17 protein-coding genes are annotated in these 15,800 nt (G+C 34.5%); all 17 read left to right on the top strand.

Annotated features, from left to right (window positions below; all coding sequences use genetic code 11):
- Window positions 1-310 precede the first annotated feature (310 nt).
- Complete coding sequence (locus BW939_RS03755) at window positions 311-1,507, top strand: hypothetical protein (RefSeq protein ID WP_076449911.1); 1,197 nt, start codon at window positions 311-313, stop codon at window positions 1,505-1,507.
- Between the two features lie 45 nt (window positions 1,508-1,552).
- The gene (locus BW939_RS03750; protein WP_076449909.1) at window positions 1,553-1,912 is read left to right on the top strand and encodes a hypothetical protein; all 360 of its coding nucleotides are present in this window, start codon (window positions 1,553-1,555) and stop codon (window positions 1,910-1,912) included.
- The gene (locus tag BW939_RS03745) at window positions 1,902-3,362 is read left to right on the top strand and encodes a relaxase/mobilization nuclease domain-containing protein (protein ID WP_076449907.1); all 1,461 of its coding nucleotides are present in this window, start codon (window positions 1,902-1,904) and stop codon (window positions 3,360-3,362) included. The genes BW939_RS03750 and BW939_RS03745 overlap by 11 nt, the downstream gene beginning before the upstream one ends.
- A gap of 77 nt (window positions 3,363-3,439) precedes the next feature.
- Complete coding sequence (locus BW939_RS03740) at window positions 3,440-4,090, top strand: ParA family protein (RefSeq protein ID WP_076449905.1); 651 nt, start codon at window positions 3,440-3,442, stop codon at window positions 4,088-4,090.
- Window positions 4,091-4,222: 132 nt separating this feature from the next.
- Window positions 4,223-4,786: a hypothetical protein gene (locus tag BW939_RS03735; protein WP_123891549.1), complete on the top strand. Its 564-nt coding sequence runs from the start codon at window positions 4,223-4,225 to the stop codon at window positions 4,784-4,786.
- Between the two features lie 62 nt (window positions 4,787-4,848).
- Complete coding sequence (locus tag BW939_RS03730) at window positions 4,849-5,145, top strand: DUF4134 domain-containing protein (RefSeq protein WP_228417115.1); 297 nt, start codon at window positions 4,849-4,851, stop codon at window positions 5,143-5,145.
- Between the two features lies 1 nt (window position 5,146).
- Window positions 5,147-5,461: a DUF4133 domain-containing protein gene (locus BW939_RS03725; RefSeq protein WP_076449897.1), complete on the top strand. Its 315-nt coding sequence runs from the start codon at window positions 5,147-5,149 to the stop codon at window positions 5,459-5,461.
- Window positions 5,433-8,501, top strand: coding sequence for a TraG family conjugative transposon ATPase (locus tag BW939_RS03720; RefSeq protein ID WP_185115843.1), 3,069 nt, complete (start codon window positions 5,433-5,435; stop codon window positions 8,499-8,501). Before BW939_RS03725 ends, BW939_RS03720 begins: the two co-directional genes overlap by 29 nt.
- Window positions 8,488-9,153 (top strand): hypothetical protein, encoded by a 666-nt coding sequence (locus BW939_RS03715; protein WP_076449895.1) that lies wholly within the window; start codon window positions 8,488-8,490, stop codon window positions 9,151-9,153. Before BW939_RS03720 ends, BW939_RS03715 begins: the two co-directional genes overlap by 14 nt.
- 10 nt (window positions 9,154-9,163) lie before the next feature.
- Window positions 9,164-9,871, top strand: coding sequence for a hypothetical protein (locus BW939_RS03710; protein ID WP_228417104.1), 708 nt, complete (start codon window positions 9,164-9,166; stop codon window positions 9,869-9,871).
- Window positions 9,872-9,873: 2 nt separating this feature from the next.
- Window positions 9,874-10,539, top strand: a complete 666-nt coding sequence (locus BW939_RS03705) for a hypothetical protein (RefSeq protein ID WP_076449893.1) — start codon at window positions 9,874-9,876, stop codon at window positions 10,537-10,539.
- A 19-nt stretch (window positions 10,540-10,558) separates the two neighbouring features.
- The gene (locus BW939_RS03700) at window positions 10,559-11,386 is read left to right on the top strand and encodes a hypothetical protein (protein ID WP_076449891.1); all 828 of its coding nucleotides are present in this window, start codon (window positions 10,559-10,561) and stop codon (window positions 11,384-11,386) included.
- Between the two features lie 3 nt (window positions 11,387-11,389).
- Entirely contained in the window at window positions 11,390-12,637 is a 1,248-nt protein-coding gene (locus tag BW939_RS03695) for a hypothetical protein (protein WP_076449889.1), read from the top strand.
- Between the two features lie 86 nt (window positions 12,638-12,723).
- Window positions 12,724-13,338 (top strand): conjugative transposon protein TraK, encoded by a 615-nt coding sequence (gene traK / locus BW939_RS03690; RefSeq protein ID WP_076449887.1) that lies wholly within the window; start codon window positions 12,724-12,726, stop codon window positions 13,336-13,338.
- A complete protein-coding gene (locus tag BW939_RS03685; protein WP_084566580.1) occupies window positions 13,339-13,695 on the top strand; it encodes a hypothetical protein in 357 nt (118 codons plus the stop codon).
- Window positions 13,691-14,890 (top strand): conjugative transposon protein TraM, encoded by a 1,200-nt coding sequence (traM, locus tag BW939_RS03680; protein ID WP_076450145.1) that lies wholly within the window; start codon window positions 13,691-13,693, stop codon window positions 14,888-14,890. The genes BW939_RS03685 and traM overlap by 5 nt, the downstream gene beginning before the upstream one ends.
- 14 nt (window positions 14,891-14,904) lie before the next feature.
- On the top strand, window positions 14,905-15,771 hold the full coding sequence (gene traN / locus BW939_RS03675; RefSeq protein WP_076449885.1) for a conjugative transposon protein TraN: 867 nt from the start codon (window positions 14,905-14,907) through the stop codon (window positions 15,769-15,771).
- Window positions 15,772-15,800: the final 29 nt, after the last annotated feature.

The following is a 15,800-nucleotide window of genomic DNA, read 5'->3' as shown; positions in this document are numbered from 1 at the left end:
AAATCAAAACTTTCATTTAGCAAGATGTGTCTTTGTACCCACAAATTTTCTGCAAAATTTTGGCTACAAAGACGCTCTTGCCTTTTTTGCAAAAAGGGGAAAAAACTACGGAACTTGTTTTTTTATTTTCGATGAAATTGAGTTTAGTATTCCAAACTCGCCCATTTTATTCTTTTTTAATCTTTTCAAAATCCAGAATCATCCAAACTCATCTTATTTAGCCCAACATCGATAAACACTATTGTTTTAATGGTTTTTCTGTTTCAATTTTGCAACAGAAATTTTAATTAAAAACAATAATAATTACTCGATGAAAAGAATAATTTACCTTTTACCGCTGGTTGTTAATATCCAGCTTCAAGCTCAGGTCGGAATCAACACCACATTTCCAAAAGCAACATTGGATGTAATGGTTAATACTAATGACACTTCAAAGGCAGATGGAATCATTGCTCCCAGAGTAAAAGGCTCAGATTTAAAACTTAAAGATGCGTTATATAATGCCGAGCAAAAAGGAACAATTGTTTTTGTAACAGAACCTTTGTTTATCTCCGAAACGTCATTTAAAACAACCAATATTACTGAAAGTGGATATTATTATTTTGATGGCTTAATCTGGAAATCTTTTGAAGATGACACTCTTGAAAATGTCGTGAAAAGAGGAAATTATTCCCCAAAATATATTTCTTTTATTGGAAGTACTGCAATTCCATTACGTGATGGCGCTTTAGGAATGAATGAACAAACCTATTCGATGTACTTTGGAAATATGAATCCCGACCAGACTGGAAATTATAATATTGGTTTCGGATATAATGCACTTGAGAAAATCACCACTTCCACTTATTCCACAGCAGTTGGCTCTTTCGCCGGTCGGAAAACAACCACTGGAAACGCAAACAGTTTCTTCGGTGATGAAGCCGGAGCCAATAATATCACGGGTCACAAAAACTCGATATTCGGAATGGCTGCAGCATATCACAACAGCACCGGCAGTTTTAATTCAATATTCGGATATAAAGCAGGGCAATTTAGAAGTTTAGGTAACTACAATATTCTTATTGGAAACAATGCAGGATCTTCCAATGGCAACGCTCCCGTAACAACTCTTGGAAGCAATAATGTTTTGATTGGTAGCGGAGCCGGGTTTTCTGATAGCAATATCAGCAACAAACTCATCATTCATTCAAACAATACACTTTCTATGGTTGATTATAATTCGATGACAAATGAAGGTGTTTTTAGTGACCCAAATAGGAGTTCACTGGCAAACGCATTGGTAACGGGCGACTTTGTTGAAAGATGGTTCAAATTAAATGGAAAATTGATTGTTAATCCTTCCTATTTAGGAAATGGGAACGAGTTCACAAAAATAATAGTTGCGAAAACTGATGGCACTTTCGGGTGGGAAGATAAGACCACGACACCATCAATCCCAATACCTCCCACAAATGGAAATTATATTTTAAAGTCGATAAACGGTACGATACAATGGATTACCAAATAAAAAAAGGTATTTGTAAAGGAAAAGAATCATATCGTGCTGAAAAGAATGACTGAAAAATCAGATATGATAAAATTTAGGATTGAGAAGAATAAAAAAGAAAACTGGAAAAAAATATGTTCCCAAAAAAAAATCTCTTTAACAAGTTTAATCATCGATTCTGTTGAAAACAGAATTTTGGATGACGAGAGGAGAAAAGTATTAGCGTTTATTGAAAAACAAGACAACATTTTTATAAAAATCGAGACCAACATCAATCAGTTGGCGAAAATCGTAAACAGTCAGAAATTCATTACCAAAAATGAAGCTGACGAGTTCCAAGACCAACTGAAAACGATCATCAAATTGAAAGAAAAGCAAAACGAAATGTTTGTAAAAATCTATTCTTTAATCGCCAATGATTGTTAAGATTTTAGGTTCGGCAAGTTCCAATTTTCACGGAGTACAATATAACGACAAGAAAGTGGAGAAAGGAACTGGAGAATTGATGCTGATGAAAAATTTTCCTTCTTTCATTAATGAAAACAGCAGTCAAGAACAGGTAAGAGATTATTTTAAATCTGTTTCAAAAAATGAAAAAGTAAAGAAACCACAATTTCACGCTGTGATTTCGACCAAATTTCGGGAACATTCCAAAGAAGAGTTGGCAAAAATTGCGGAAGATTTTATGCAGGAAATGAATTACGGAAACCAGCCATTCATCGTGGTTTTTCATAATGATACCGAAAATAATCACGTTCACATTGTTTCGACAAGAGTAGATAAAACGACCGGGAAAAAAATTAATGACAGCCATGAAAAGCTAAAAGCCCAAAAAGCATTAAGCCATGTTTTAGAAAAAAAACTCGGTGAAAATGTCGGAAAACGCATTGACGAACTTTTGGATTATAAAATTGGTTCGATAAATCAACTAGAACTTCTGATGCAAAGACAAGGTTTCCGAATCGTAAAAAACACAAATGATGAAAATTCTTTGGACATCCTTAAAAACGGAGTTCGGGAAAAAACGATCAACGGAAACCAAATTGTCTTTGAAAATCGAAAAAATGACAGCAGGTCAAAACAGCTCAAAGCGATTTTGAGCAAATACAAAAATCTGTGTTCTAACAAGGTTTTCAAAGTTGAAGACCGAAGACATTTAGAAAAAATGCTTCCCGAAGAAAAACAAAAAGAAGACTGGAAACCGAAGATTGAATTTGAAAGTGAACTTCAGAAAAAGCTGAGAGATATTTTCGGAATTGATGTGGTTTTTCACCATAAAGATGGGCGAAAACCTTTCGGTTATACGATGATTGACCACAACACAAGAACTGTTTTCAAAGGCAGCGAAATCATGAAAATGAATGATTTGTTCGAGTTCACTTCCGAAACAATGAACAAAAGACTTTTTGAACAATTGAAAGATTTTAATATTTCAGATGAAGCCTCAAAACAAGTATTAATACTGCATTTAAAGCGGAAAAACCATGAAAATGTCCCGAAAGATTTTATGCTTTTTGAAACCACAAAAAGAAAGGATAAACAAACTTTCATTTCCGTAAAAATTGAGGTGAAAGAATATCTCAAAACACAAAATAAAAATGATGTAAAGCTTATAAAATCTGAAGACGGAAAATATTATGCAATCCATTCAAAACTGCATTATGTAGGAGAATTGGAGAAATTAATAGGAGAAAAAGAATATCAAAAGTTTTTGAATCCAACACCAACGGAAACATCACAAGAAAATAAAAACCTTTCAAAAGAGCTCAATAGAAGCATTAACGATTTGATTTTCGAGTTCAGTAAATCTTCAGGTTCGGGAAAAGACCCTACTGAAGATGAACTCAGAAAGAAAAGAAAAAAGAAAAGCCGGTAGCACCGACACGCAATTATTAATAATATAAAACTAACAAAAAACCATCAACTAAAGACCATCAACCAACAACCAAACCCATGATTATCACATTTGCCACCCAAAAAGGCGGAACAGGAAAAACCACTCTTGCCATCGCATTTGCCAATTATTTGTCTGGAATTTCCTCAAGGAAAATCAAGGGATATGATTTTGATTATCAGAAGTCATTCTTCAATAAATGGCAAGAAGACGAAGAGTCGGAATTATCCAAGTTATACGATGTAGAAGTCGTTGGCGACGAAGAAGAACAACCTTTTGCCGATTTGGAAAAATTGATAGAATTGAAAGAAAACGAAGAAATTTGTCTGTTCGATTTAGCAGGAACGCTCGACCAAAAATATAGTGATCTGTTGATTTACAGTGATTTTATCATCATTCCTTTTGAATATTCAGATGTTTCGGTGAAATCTACTTTGGTGTTCAAGAATCTGCTTGGTTTGCTCGAAAGTGAAGCAGAAAGAATTTTTATCCGCTCGAAATATGACAAAGGATATAAATATCTCAATCAGCAGGAAATGGATAAAGAACTCGCAAAATATGGTGTATTGATTGAAAGTCCCGTATTCAAAAGAAACTGCTTACAGTCCATTGACACCAGAAAGTTGACTTACGAACAAAAAAATGCCGTGAAAAAAGCTTTCAATGAAATTATAGAATACATCAACAAAGAATTAAAAATTGTGATTTGAAGAGAAAAGAATAAAGAGCCAAGATTCAAGAACCAAGAGCCAAGAGCCAAGATTCAAGATTCAAGAGTCAAGAGTCAAGATTCAAATCCCTAATCCCTAATCCCTAAAGCCTAAGACCTAAAAACCTAACAAATGATAAAATACACATTAATCCTTTTAGTCGCTTATTTTCTGTATTACGCTGGAAATATCGTTTACGACCTTTTTCTGAAAAAAGGGAAACTTATAGAGATTGATATGACAGAAGAATTTTCACTCGGAGAATTTGCCCAAACGGACAATCAGCCAACCCATCAAGTTAGAATTGAAGATGTGGAAAATATTAAAATGCCACAATCATTTCTGATGAAAGAACTTCATCCCTCTCAAACACAAAAATCCCTTGAAGAAAATCCCAGTTTGGAAGAGTTAAGGAAAAGATTTGAAGCTGAGCATGATATCGACGAAATGATTCCAGTTGCGGAGCAAAATAAATCTGAAAACGAAAACGAAAAAGAAACCAAAAAAGAAGTTGAAAATCCGTCTGAAAAAGAAAATATTCCAAATCAAAATATAAACGAACCTGATGAAAATTCTAAAACAAAAGAATCCGACAACAAAAAAAACTATTGGAAAGAACTTTTGAATTTATCGGAAACCACTGTGAAAATGGTCGCCAATTATGAAGGTCAAAAAGTTTATCATTCAACAATCTAAACAATTTATCACTATTTATTTAACCTCAATTATTTTTTACAATGAATCTAAAAACACAAATGATGACAAAGAGAAATCTCTTAACAATGGCAATTTTGCTACTTGCTGCAACTCCCGCATTTGCACAAGGCGGAGCAACCGCAATCTCAAATGCAGCCCAAGACATTAAAGATTATTGGGATCCAATCAAACTCATTCTTAAAGCAGTCGGCGGATTGGTCGGTTTCATCGGAGGTCTGAGAGTTTACAACAAATGGACAAACGGTGACCAAGATGTCAACAAAGAAATCCTCGGTTACGGCGGAGCAATGATTTTCCTCATCGTAGTTCCGGAATTTGTAACAGCATTTTTTGCCTAAAATGGGATTTTATCTTTACAAGGGGCTTAAAAAACCCCTTGTTTTCTTCGGATTGAAAGGCAAATACATCATTTACGCCGTCATCGTTATCGCAGGTGGAGTCATTGCAGCCTTAATTTTATCCAAATTCGGATTATTAGGTTCTTTATTAGGACTTGCCGTAACAGCAGGATGCGTTTATCTCCTTTTCAAAAGGCAGGATAAATATGGATTGTATGACAAAACCAAAAACTTCAATCAGATTTTAATTTTCCCAAAAAGATTAAACCATAAAAAACTACTAAAAAATGGCAACCATAAAAAAACAAGCATTTGATATTCCCTACATCGGTTACGATTTTGGAAAAGATTTCAATTGGGATTTTGATGTTCTTTTTGGGCAGTACGGAAATACAATTCTCGGAATTAGAATAAAAAACAATGTCGAGCAATATTCGGCAGATCCTGATCAATATCTCAATTTTCATACGGTTTTAAATCAAGTCGTTTCCATTATAGGAGAAGGAAGAATTGTTCAAAAACTTGATCTATTTTCAAAAAAGAAATATTCCGCAGAACCATCTAATCAATTCCTTCAGCAGAAATATTCCGAACATTTTGATGGAAGATTGTTTAAAACCATTGAAACCATTTTGCTTTTTACAGATATTATTGATGATAAACTGAAAAAGAAAAATAAACCGTACAATTTCTCTGAAAAAAGCTACAAAGAACTTCGGGACAAATGTCAAAAAGTCTTTATGCTATTAAAACAAAACGATTGTGAACCTGAATTTTTATTTGAAAAAGATTTTGAATATTACATTTCCGGAGTTTTGTCGATGCAGTTTTCAAATGTACCCACTTTTGATAATATCAAAAGCACCAACGAGTATTTACAAATAGGAAACCGATTCGTTAAAAACATCTCTTATGTCGATGTCGAAAACATTGATTTACCCTCTGAAATAGAACCTTTTTCTGTCTTAGGCGGAAACGGAGCAGCTTCAGAAACAGCCGTTGATAATTTCACCTTCATCAATGAGCTAGAAGATTACGAAACCATTATTTACAATCAGGTGATTACCATTCCGCTGCAAGCACAGCAACAAAGAGAACTCGATAAGAAAAAGAAAAAGCATGAAGGAGCGGCAAACAATTCGCCATCCAATGCCATTATTGCAGAGGAAATTCAAACGCTTCTTCACAATATTGCGATTGATGGACAATTGGTTGTCAATGCTCATTTTTCAATTCTATTTTCCGCAGAAACCCTGGAAAAAATGGAAAATATTCAGTCGATGATAGAAAATAAATTGTTCACAAAAGGAATCATCGTTTCCAAAAATGCCTACAACCAGTTGGAACTCTTTCGGGCAGCACTTCCGGGCAATGCCACAGAACTTAGAGAATACGATTTATTTATGACGACAAGCGAAGCGGCCTTGTGTTTTTTTTTTAAAGAAAGTTACCCCGTAAACGAAGAATCCAACTTTTATCTAAGATTTACGGATAGACAGGGTGTTCCACTGAGAGTTGATCCAGCAGATTTACCCATGAAAACAGGAAGAATCAATAACAGAAATAAGTTTGTTCTTGGCCCTTCGGGTAGTGGAAAATCTTTCCTGATGAATAATATTATTGAGCAATATCTGACTTACAATTATGATGTAGTTATCGTTGATACAGGAGATTCCTATTCCGGAACCTGCAAATACAAAGGCGGAAGATACATTCAATACACCGAAGAAAAACCCATTACGATGAATCCTTTTTTAATGAATAAAAAGGAATTTAATATCGAGAAAATTGAATTTTTAACCAATCTGATTTTTTTGATTTGGCAAGGAGCAGATGGTGTAATGTCGGCAACTCAAAAATCCATTTTGGATAATGTGTTGATGTCGTATTATCATCAATATTTTAATAAAGGAACAGAATGGTATGAACACAAAAGTTCGGAAGATTTGATTCTTTATTTGGGTAAATATAACATTCACGAAGAAGATATATTTTCAGAATATGAAAATGAAATGAAGGAACAAAATACCTATTACGATATTTTGGGAATCGCTTTCGATGCCAAATCTGAAGAAATCAAAGAAGCAGGAAGAAAGCTTTTGAAATTTTATCATCCCGATAAAAATTTGAATAACCCCGATTATTACAGCGAAAAATTTTATAAGGTTTATGAAGCGTATGACACGTTGAATGATGAAGAACGGAGAAAAATCTACAACGAAACCCAATTGATTCTCATTAAATCCAATGAAATCATCAAAAAACCAGAATCAGTCAAAGATTGGAACGAATCGTTCAGAAAAGCCATTATCAAAAAAATTAAGCAACTCGAAGAAAAGTTAGAAGCCAAAGAACTTTCGTTTAATGGATTTTATGAGTATTGCGAAAGTTTTTTGCCGCTTTATTTGAATAATAAAAAGCATGCAATTAATGAAAGAGAGTTTAATTTCCGAACCTTTTTGTTTGTTCTGAAAGATTTTTACAAAGGCGGAAGATATGGAACAACATTGAACGAATCAGCCGATAATACGCTGTTTGACGAACCTTTTATCGTATTTGAAATTGACAATGTGAAAGATAATCCGAAATTATTCCCCATTGTAACGCTCATTATTATGGACACTTTTATCCAAAAAATGAGATTGAGAAAAGACCGCAGAAAAGCACTCATCATCGAGGAAGCGTGGAAAGCCATTGCGAGTAAACTGATGGGAGGATACATTTTATATCTCTACAAAACCGTAAGAAAATTTTGGGGAGAAGCGGTAGTGGTAACGCAAGAACTCGACGATATTATCGGAAATGCGGTGGTAAAAGATTCCATCATCAATAATTCCGATACGTTCATTTTGCTTGACCAAACCAAATTCAAAGATAATTTCGACCGAATTGCGGCATTACTTTCACTCAATAAAGTTGAGCAGAACAAGATTTTCACGATTAACAATCTCAACAATAAATTTGGGAGAAGTCGTTTCAAAGAATTTTATCTAAAACGAGGTTCCAAAGGCGAAGTTTATGGAAATGAAGTTTCTCTTGAGCAATACTTGACCTATACAACAGAAAAACCAGAAAAATCTGCTGTTGAATACTATGTTCAGAAATACGGCAATTACGACGAAGCACTGATAAAAATTGTATTCGATTTAAAAATTTTCGGAGACAGTCTGGAAAATTTAGTGACACTCGTCAATCTATATCAAAATCCATTAGATAAAAAAATAAATTCCTATTACAAGATGATGAAAAGAAAGTACAAAGGACAAAATGTTTTCAAGATCATTTCTCAGGAATTAGAAGACCGCAACATTAGTTTTTCAGAATTAATCAATCAACAGGAATATGAAAACGTATAAGACTCTTTTTATCCTTCTTTTTTCCCTTTGGGGAATAGTTGGCTTTGCCCAAAATACTTACATCGACCCCGTTGTAACGGCTGCAATGATTCTCTATTCGGAAAATCTGAAAGCCAAGCAAAATGATGTCATTGATGAAACTTCCAAATTGAAAGATGCTCAAACCTGGGTTGGAACACAGATGGTCGCTGCCAATGATATTCAAAATAAAATTTTAAAAGGGTTGAAAGAGGTTTCGGGTACACTACAAAATGGAATTCAGGTAAAAGAAATTTATTCTGAACTCAATAAATGTTACAATTATTCCTCTGATGTCGTTCAATTGGCATCTCAACATCCACAATATGCCATTTTCGGAGTAAAAGCATCACAAAAAACCTACGAACAAAGTTTAAAAATCGTAACCGATATTTCTGATATTCTCGCTTCTGGCGAACTGAATCTTGCCACTGCAGGAGACCGATATAAGATTTTACATAACATTTCAGGGAATGTAAAAAACCTGAAGTTGTGGCTTTTGGCCATTAAACTTCGGCTGGAAAAAGCCAACCGTTTAGGATTCTGGAATTCTATCAATCCATTTGCAGGATATATTAATACAGATAAAGCCATTGTGGAAACCATAATGAACCGATATAAACGAACTTTTTAATTCATACAAAATGAAGACTCAACAATTTCATGGAGGCAAAAAAGTTGTATTGACTTTGATTTTTTCTGCGCTATATCTTGTGATGACTTCTTCCGGCGGTGGTTCTACACCAGCTTGGCAACAGGAAAATGTTTCTTTTCCGATGATGGATATAGAAATTAATGCAGCGATGAAAGAACACGATCGGCAAAAAGAAATGAGACAAAAACAAACCCTCAATGCCACCGTAGAAACAGCTAACCAAACTCAATGGAAAAACTTTAATGAGAAGGTGACAAAAATTCAGGACAGATTGAGAATCGTTTCGTTTGCCATTCAAGCAGTACCGACGGGAATTGCAATGAGCAGGGAGATTAATAAAATCACGACCAATCAGACCGCTATTATCGAAGAAATTAGTTCTGCTCCTTATTCTATTATTACAGTTTTGCCTTCTCAAGTTCAGTTTGTAGATGATTTGCAGATGGTAACACGCTTAATTGCCGGAATTATTCTCTCTTACGGTGCTATTAATCAAATGGAAAAAGCGGAAAGAAAAGTTTTGCTCGATTATGCTTTAGGTGAAGTCAAAATATTAAGCAGGAATTCCACGCATATGCTTTTGAAAATTAGAGATATAAAGGCAAAGGTTTTACGAAATAAAAGAGCATTTCAATATTATGTAAACAGAGACCGACAGGTAGTTGCAGACATAATGAATAATATTAAATCCTTTTAAATATGAAGAAAATTTTGAGCTTCGTAGCACTTACAATTTTTGGGATTACGGTGAAAAGTCAGCAGGTTGTAATCAATGACAAACTATTGGTTCAGCTTACAAAAGACCACGCCGTTCGATTGGCTAGTGAGCAGGCTTTTCTCAATTCTTACGAAAAACAGAAAGAATTGTACGATGATATTAAGCAAAAAACCGCTCAAGTGATTGCCATTAAGGAATACATCTATCAGCAGTTGAAAAATGTGAATTCTGCTTTAACTCAAAGTAAAAAACTGATTTATCTCTATCAATATTTAGGAAAAATCGTAACCAATTCTAATAAAATGCTGGATTTATCGGCGCAACACCCAGAATACGCTGTATTGGTTTCAAAATATTACGCAGAAATCGGAAAACAAACAATGAAGCTAAAACAAGAAGTCACGCAGGATATTTTGAATGAAAACAAAGACTTTCTAATGGATGCATCGGACAGGGAAATGCTTATAGAAAAGGTTTTTACACGAGTAAGAAATATCAACGGAAATATTCTTTACATCAATTTGCGATTAGAAAACGCTAAGAATATTCCTTACCTGTATCAAGTTCCGGTGCTAAGAAATTACCTCAATATCGACAGAGCCATTGTTGGCGATATTATTATAAAATACAAATACATTTTTAATTGAAAAAGAAAATTACCTACAAATGAAAAATCTAAAAAAAATAAGCCTATTGCAGTTTTTGTTGATTGCAGTCACCCTATTTGGACAAGTCAGCGTAAAGAGATTAAATGACCCTTCCATCGTTGCCCAACATAAACGAATGACCTTTGAAAGTTGGGGCGATTGGCGACCTTATCCCAAATATTTTTTAGGTATTCAGACCAATTTTGCTTATGCTACGGTTTGGGGAATGTGGGCTCCGCAAATTAATCGGGATTATAAAAACGGCAACGACATCAGACCATTAAAACCAACAGGAGAACAAAATTTAAGACTTGCTGAAGTGAAATTTCAGGAAGAAGAAGCCAAAAAAATCAAAGCCACTTCCGATACCATTTACAAAAGAAGCGTTCAGGATTTTGCGTATTGGACTTCCGCAACTATCGATGCGGATCCTCTATGGATGCTCTATTACAAAAGAATGCTCAAACCCATTACCGAATTTCCTGACACGCCTCAAAATTTTATCGAATGGAAATTAAAAGATCAACAAACTTACGAAACCCTCAACACGATTGGAACATTAAAAAGATGGCAAGAAGAATTAAATCTCATCAAAGAAAAATATTCGATGTCCCGAAGTATGGATATGCCGAGAGGAAAACGATTTTTAATGTACCACGAAACCCTTATAAAATGGCGAAAATTTGCTCAGGAATTGAGGAAATACAATGATAAAACAACTCTTCTTTTGGATTACAAAAATATTCTGAAAAACCATTTATCTACGGCACTTCCACAAGGATTTATACCGGAAACAGATAAGCAAATAGTACAGAATATTATGCAACAATATCATCACAAATATTAAAAAATGAATAAAAATCTTACCCTATTTTGTTGCCTGTTGGCAATACTATTACCGACTTTGAGTTTTGCCCAAACCGATGGAGATTACAGCAATTTACTCCAATTTTTAAAAGGCGACGGTGCTTTTGAAAAATGGTTTATGGAAGTCTTTACCAAATTGGACACCAGCGTTCAGGACAGTGCAGCCGGTTCTGCGTTGGTTGGAAGAGCCATTGGCGGTTTGGGAGCGTTGATGTATCTCGGATATATGGGTTGGCAAATGATTGCTGGAGACCGTGAATGGGAAATCACACCCATGCTCAAACCGATTATCATAGGATTTACCCTTGTTTATTGGACAGGATTTGTCAATCTCATTCAAGCGCCTTTTGAAGCCATTGCCGAACCGGGAATGTCGATTTTTAGCGAGGTAGAATCCGAGGTTAATGATTTACGGGTTCAAAGGTTTAAAAAGCAGCAACAATTATTGGATGCAGTCATTAAACTTAATGCTGATGAAAAAGCCAAGCAAGAAGTGATTGATAACACCTCCAAAGATGCCGATGATTCTTGGTTTGACATCAGCGAAGGATTAGACAAATTGATTCAACCCATCAAAGAATGGCAAATCAGAATGGAATTTCAGCTGCAAAAATTAGTCGCCGAAGTTATTGAATTTGTTTGCCTTTCCATACTTAGAATTTGTGTGTATCTCATTTTCTTTATCCAAAAAATTTGGGCATATATTCTCATTATTTTGGGGCCGATTGCCGTTGGAATGGCTCTCATTCCTGGGTTTGAAAATTCGTTGTACAGTTGGGTTTCCAAATTTGTCAATATCAATTTGTACACTTTTGTCGCTTACACCATTATCAATATCGGTCAGCAACTGATTGCTTCGGGATATACGATGGAGATTGAAAGATACGATACGCTTTTAAACAACGGAACCATTACCAACTTAGATGCTTTGATGGTTTATGTGAGCAATTCGGGAATGATTTATAACCAACTTTTCACTTGTGTTGCCTATATCGTCACCGGAATCGGAGTATTAATGACTCCTACTATTGCTGACACGATTGTTACCGCAGGCGGAGCCGGAGCAATGACTAAAATGAAAAGTGCCGCAGCAAAAATGTCTGGAAGTGCAAAAACAACAATCTTGGCGGCTAAAACAGGAGGAACTTCCGCAGTTGCCAGTGCAGCAAAAACTGCAGCAGCAGGTTCTGCATCAGGTAGAGTAAGTAGTGCAATGAAAAACGGAAAATAAATGTATTACGAACTAATCAGAATTAAGAACCAAGAATAAAGAGCCAAACACCAAACTCAAAAAACCAACAACCAACAACTAAAAATATGCTTATTAAAAATATAGAACAGAAAATGAAGATCAACAAAGTGGTTTCATTAGGAGCAATTGCTTTTGCCGTAGTTATTGTCGTCGCTGGATTCTTTTTCGCTTATAAAATGATTCAGGATTCCCGAAAATCCATTTACATTTTGGATAATGGCGTTCCAGTTTTAGCGAAACAAACCGATGAACTCTTGAACAGACCTGTAGAATACAAAGCCCAGATTGAACTTTTTCACCGATTGTTTTTCACCCTCGCACCAGATGATAAATACATCAAAGAAAATATTCAAAAATCATTGTACATCATTGATGAAAGCGGAAAAAAAGAATACACCAACCTTAAAGAAAAAGGATTTTACAACCAAATTGTCGCTTCCAGTTCAATGGTCAGCATTCATTCAGATTCGATTAAACTCAATATGGATCAAAAAAAATTTCAGTTTTTCGGAAAACAAATGATTACAAGAAAATCATCGGTTATTACTCGAAAACTCATTACCGAAGGCTTCTTTGAAGACATCATCCGAAGTCCCAATAATCCGCACGGTGTCCTTCTTAAAAATTGGCGGATTCTTGATAATGAAGAACTCTCCAATCAAACTAAAAATTCTTATTAAATGAACATATTTTTAAACAAACTAATAGAACAAAAATGGATGAGTTGGGTAGTGAAAAACCCGAAAAAGTTCTACATCTATTCGATGGTATTTCTGTCAATATCTTTTGTAGGCTCTCTGATACAAGGAATTTTCTTTCCTTCCGATGCCACATTTAAAGTAAAGCCACCAACTCTTTATTCCAAAAGTTTAACGACTGAGAATAATTTTAAAAACAATGAAAAGGAAATGGCAAACATTGTAAATGAACTCAAAACCTTAAAAGTAAAAAGAGACCGAAATGCCCTTCAGAAAGAAGACAGTTTGAGAATAGAATACCTATATAACCAATACCAAAAACTAAAAAATGGACATTAAAAAAATCAATTTTAAAGAGAAAAAATATGTGCTTCCACTTTTGGCTTTGCCTTTTTTGTTTCTTTTCGTGTATGTAGGAGCGCAGTTCTCGAAAGAGGAAACTCCGAAAGAAACTCCGAAAGAACTTTCGCTTTCCTTAGGAGAAACACAGGATTCTATTTTGACTAAAAATGATGCCTACGATGCCTTGTTTCAAAAAGATGACAATCGAACAATGCTTGGTGGATTAGACAAAGAGCACGATAGTTTATTGAACTACGAAGACCAATTGTCATTGGCTCAAAAAAGAAAAATTGATTCTTTGAAAGATGCACAAGGAAGACAAAATAATTATCAAGCAAAAGGAAATCCATCTTCATATTATAATAAATCCAATAATCAAAATAGCGACAAAGACTACAAACGATCAGAAGATATTATCCGAATGTTGAACGACAAATCTTATGGAAAAACTGAAAACAATGATGCTTCAGTAAATCAAAAATCAACATCTCAAAATCAACAATCTGATCCGATGAAATTTCTGAAAGAACAAATGTTGGTTATGGATTCCTTAGAAAAAGCAAAAGACCCAGAATATCAAAGCAAACTCGCGACAGAAAAGAAACTCAAAACCAACAAAGAAAAAATGGATGCCTTTCTCAATTCAACTTTCAATGTTAGCAAATCAGGGATCAATAGTGCTTTCAATGCATTTTATAAAGAAAAAGAAAACAGTTTTATAAAAGCTGTGATTGATGAAAATAACAAAGGTTTTCTGGGAAGCAGAATCCGTTTTCGATTGTTGGAAGATATTTTCGTGGGTAATAAAAAAATTGACAAAGGTTCAATTCTTTACGGGCAAATCTCAGGTTTTTCGATGCAAAGAGTGGATTTGAAGATTGTATCAGTATTTACAAAAGGTGAAATTTTTCCTGTCAATCTATCCATTTATGACATTGATGGAATGAAAGGATTATATATTCCACAAAGTGTTTTCCGTGAAATGATGCGAGAAATGGGAAGTAATTCGGTTCAGGGAACGCAAATGGATATGGGGGGAGAAGGGTTTTTTACCAGTTTGGGTTCTAAACTATTTACATCTACTTCAAAATCCATCGCCAATCTGATTAAAGCCAACAAAGCAAAACTGAAATACAATTCCTACGTCTTTTTAATCGACGAAAAACAATTGAAAGAAGCAAAAAACAAATAAAAAATTTCAAAAAAATGAAGACAATATTTTATACATTTTTAGTATTGACCGCCCAATTTTTAACGGCTCAAACGGCAACAAAAGAACAAATCGTTTCCGATTTACCTGAATTGGAAATTACGGAAGGAATTAACCTGCATATTATTTCTCCCGAAACGATTCAGTATGTGGATTTGTCCACTCAAAAACTGACTGGAGATTTGCCGACAACCAACATTGCAAGAATAAAAATTACCGATGCTGAAGCTGACCAAAATGGAAAAACAAAAATCCCAGCACATTATTTTCCTGGAGAAAATATCGGAATTATTACCGTTGTCGGGCAATCGTTTATCGCCCAATACAAAGCTGTTTACAGAAATTCTGAAAACTTGAATACGATTACCAATATTAATATTCAAGCCGAAGATATGCAACCGATTGAGTTTAATAAAATGATTTTTTCCAACCTTGAACTTAGAAAATTTGCAATGGATATTATCCAAAAAAAGACGGATAAAAACCCAATTAGGGAGGAAAAAGATTTTAAACTTAATGTTCAACTCAATAATGTTTACGTGATGAGCGACTACATTTTTTTGGATATGACTTTTAAAAATAATTCCAATTTGAGCTATGATATTGAAGATTTAAAATTTTCCATTGAAGACAAAAAAATCTACAAAGCAACGAACAATCAAAGCATCGAAATGACTCCGATTTTCCAGTTGAATCCTCAAAAACACTTTAGAAAAAATTTCAGAAATATTTATGTCTTCAAAAAATTCACGTATCCAAATTCCAAAGTGATGATGATTCGATTAATTGAAGAACAACTCTCAGGAAGAACTATAGAAATGAAAGTCAACTATTCGGAGATTTTAAAAGCTGATACATTTTAATAAGAGCCAAGAACCAAGATTTTATAACC

The organism is Chryseobacterium piscicola (assembly GCF_900156685.1).
Lineage (GTDB): Bacteria > Bacteroidota > Bacteroidia > Flavobacteriales > Weeksellaceae > Chryseobacterium > Chryseobacterium piscicola.
The sequence above is the reverse complement of the archived record's forward strand: the minus strand, read 5'-3'. Positions and strand labels throughout refer to the sequence as shown.

Bases quoted from the DNA above. Each gene is read 5' to 3' on its own strand.
- BW939_RS03740 (WP_076449905.1), top strand. From the start codon at position 3,440: ATGATTATCACATTTGCCACCCAAAAAGGCGGAACAGGAAAAACCACT.
- BW939_RS03695 (WP_076449889.1), top strand. From the start codon at position 11,390: ATGAATAAAAATCTTACCCTATTTTGTTGCCTGTTGGCAATACTATTA.
- BW939_RS03685 (WP_084566580.1), top strand. From the start codon at position 13,339: ATGAACATATTTTTAAACAAACTAATAGAACAAAAATGGATGAGTTGG.
- BW939_RS03745 (WP_076449907.1), top strand. From the start codon at position 1,902: ATGATTGTTAAGATTTTAGGTTCGGCAAGTTCCAATTTTCACGGAGTA.
- BW939_RS03715 (WP_076449895.1), top strand. From the start codon at position 8,488: ATGAAAACGTATAAGACTCTTTTTATCCTTCTTTTTTCCCTTTGGGGA.
- traK (WP_076449887.1), top strand. From the start codon at position 12,724: ATGCTTATTAAAAATATAGAACAGAAAATGAAGATCAACAAAGTGGTT.
- BW939_RS03755 (WP_076449911.1), top strand. From the start codon at position 311: ATGAAAAGAATAATTTACCTTTTACCGCTGGTTGTTAATATCCAGCTT.
- BW939_RS03750 (WP_076449909.1), top strand. From the start codon at position 1,553: ATGACTGAAAAATCAGATATGATAAAATTTAGGATTGAGAAGAATAAA.
- traN (WP_076449885.1), top strand. From the start codon at position 14,905: ATGAAGACAATATTTTATACATTTTTAGTATTGACCGCCCAATTTTTA.
- BW939_RS03705 (WP_076449893.1), top strand. From the start codon at position 9,874: ATGAAGAAAATTTTGAGCTTCGTAGCACTTACAATTTTTGGGATTACG.
- BW939_RS03725 (WP_076449897.1), top strand. From the start codon at position 5,147: ATGGGATTTTATCTTTACAAGGGGCTTAAAAAACCCCTTGTTTTCTTC.
- BW939_RS03730 (WP_228417115.1), top strand. From the start codon at position 4,849: ATGACAAAGAGAAATCTCTTAACAATGGCAATTTTGCTACTTGCTGCA.
- BW939_RS03720 (WP_185115843.1), top strand. From the start codon at position 5,433: ATGGCAACCATAAAAAAACAAGCATTTGATATTCCCTACATCGGTTAC.
- BW939_RS03710 (WP_228417104.1), top strand. From the start codon at position 9,164: ATGAAGACTCAACAATTTCATGGAGGCAAAAAAGTTGTATTGACTTTG.
- BW939_RS03700 (WP_076449891.1), top strand. From the start codon at position 10,559: ATGAAAAATCTAAAAAAAATAAGCCTATTGCAGTTTTTGTTGATTGCA.
- BW939_RS03735 (WP_123891549.1), top strand. From the start codon at position 4,223: ATGATAAAATACACATTAATCCTTTTAGTCGCTTATTTTCTGTATTAC.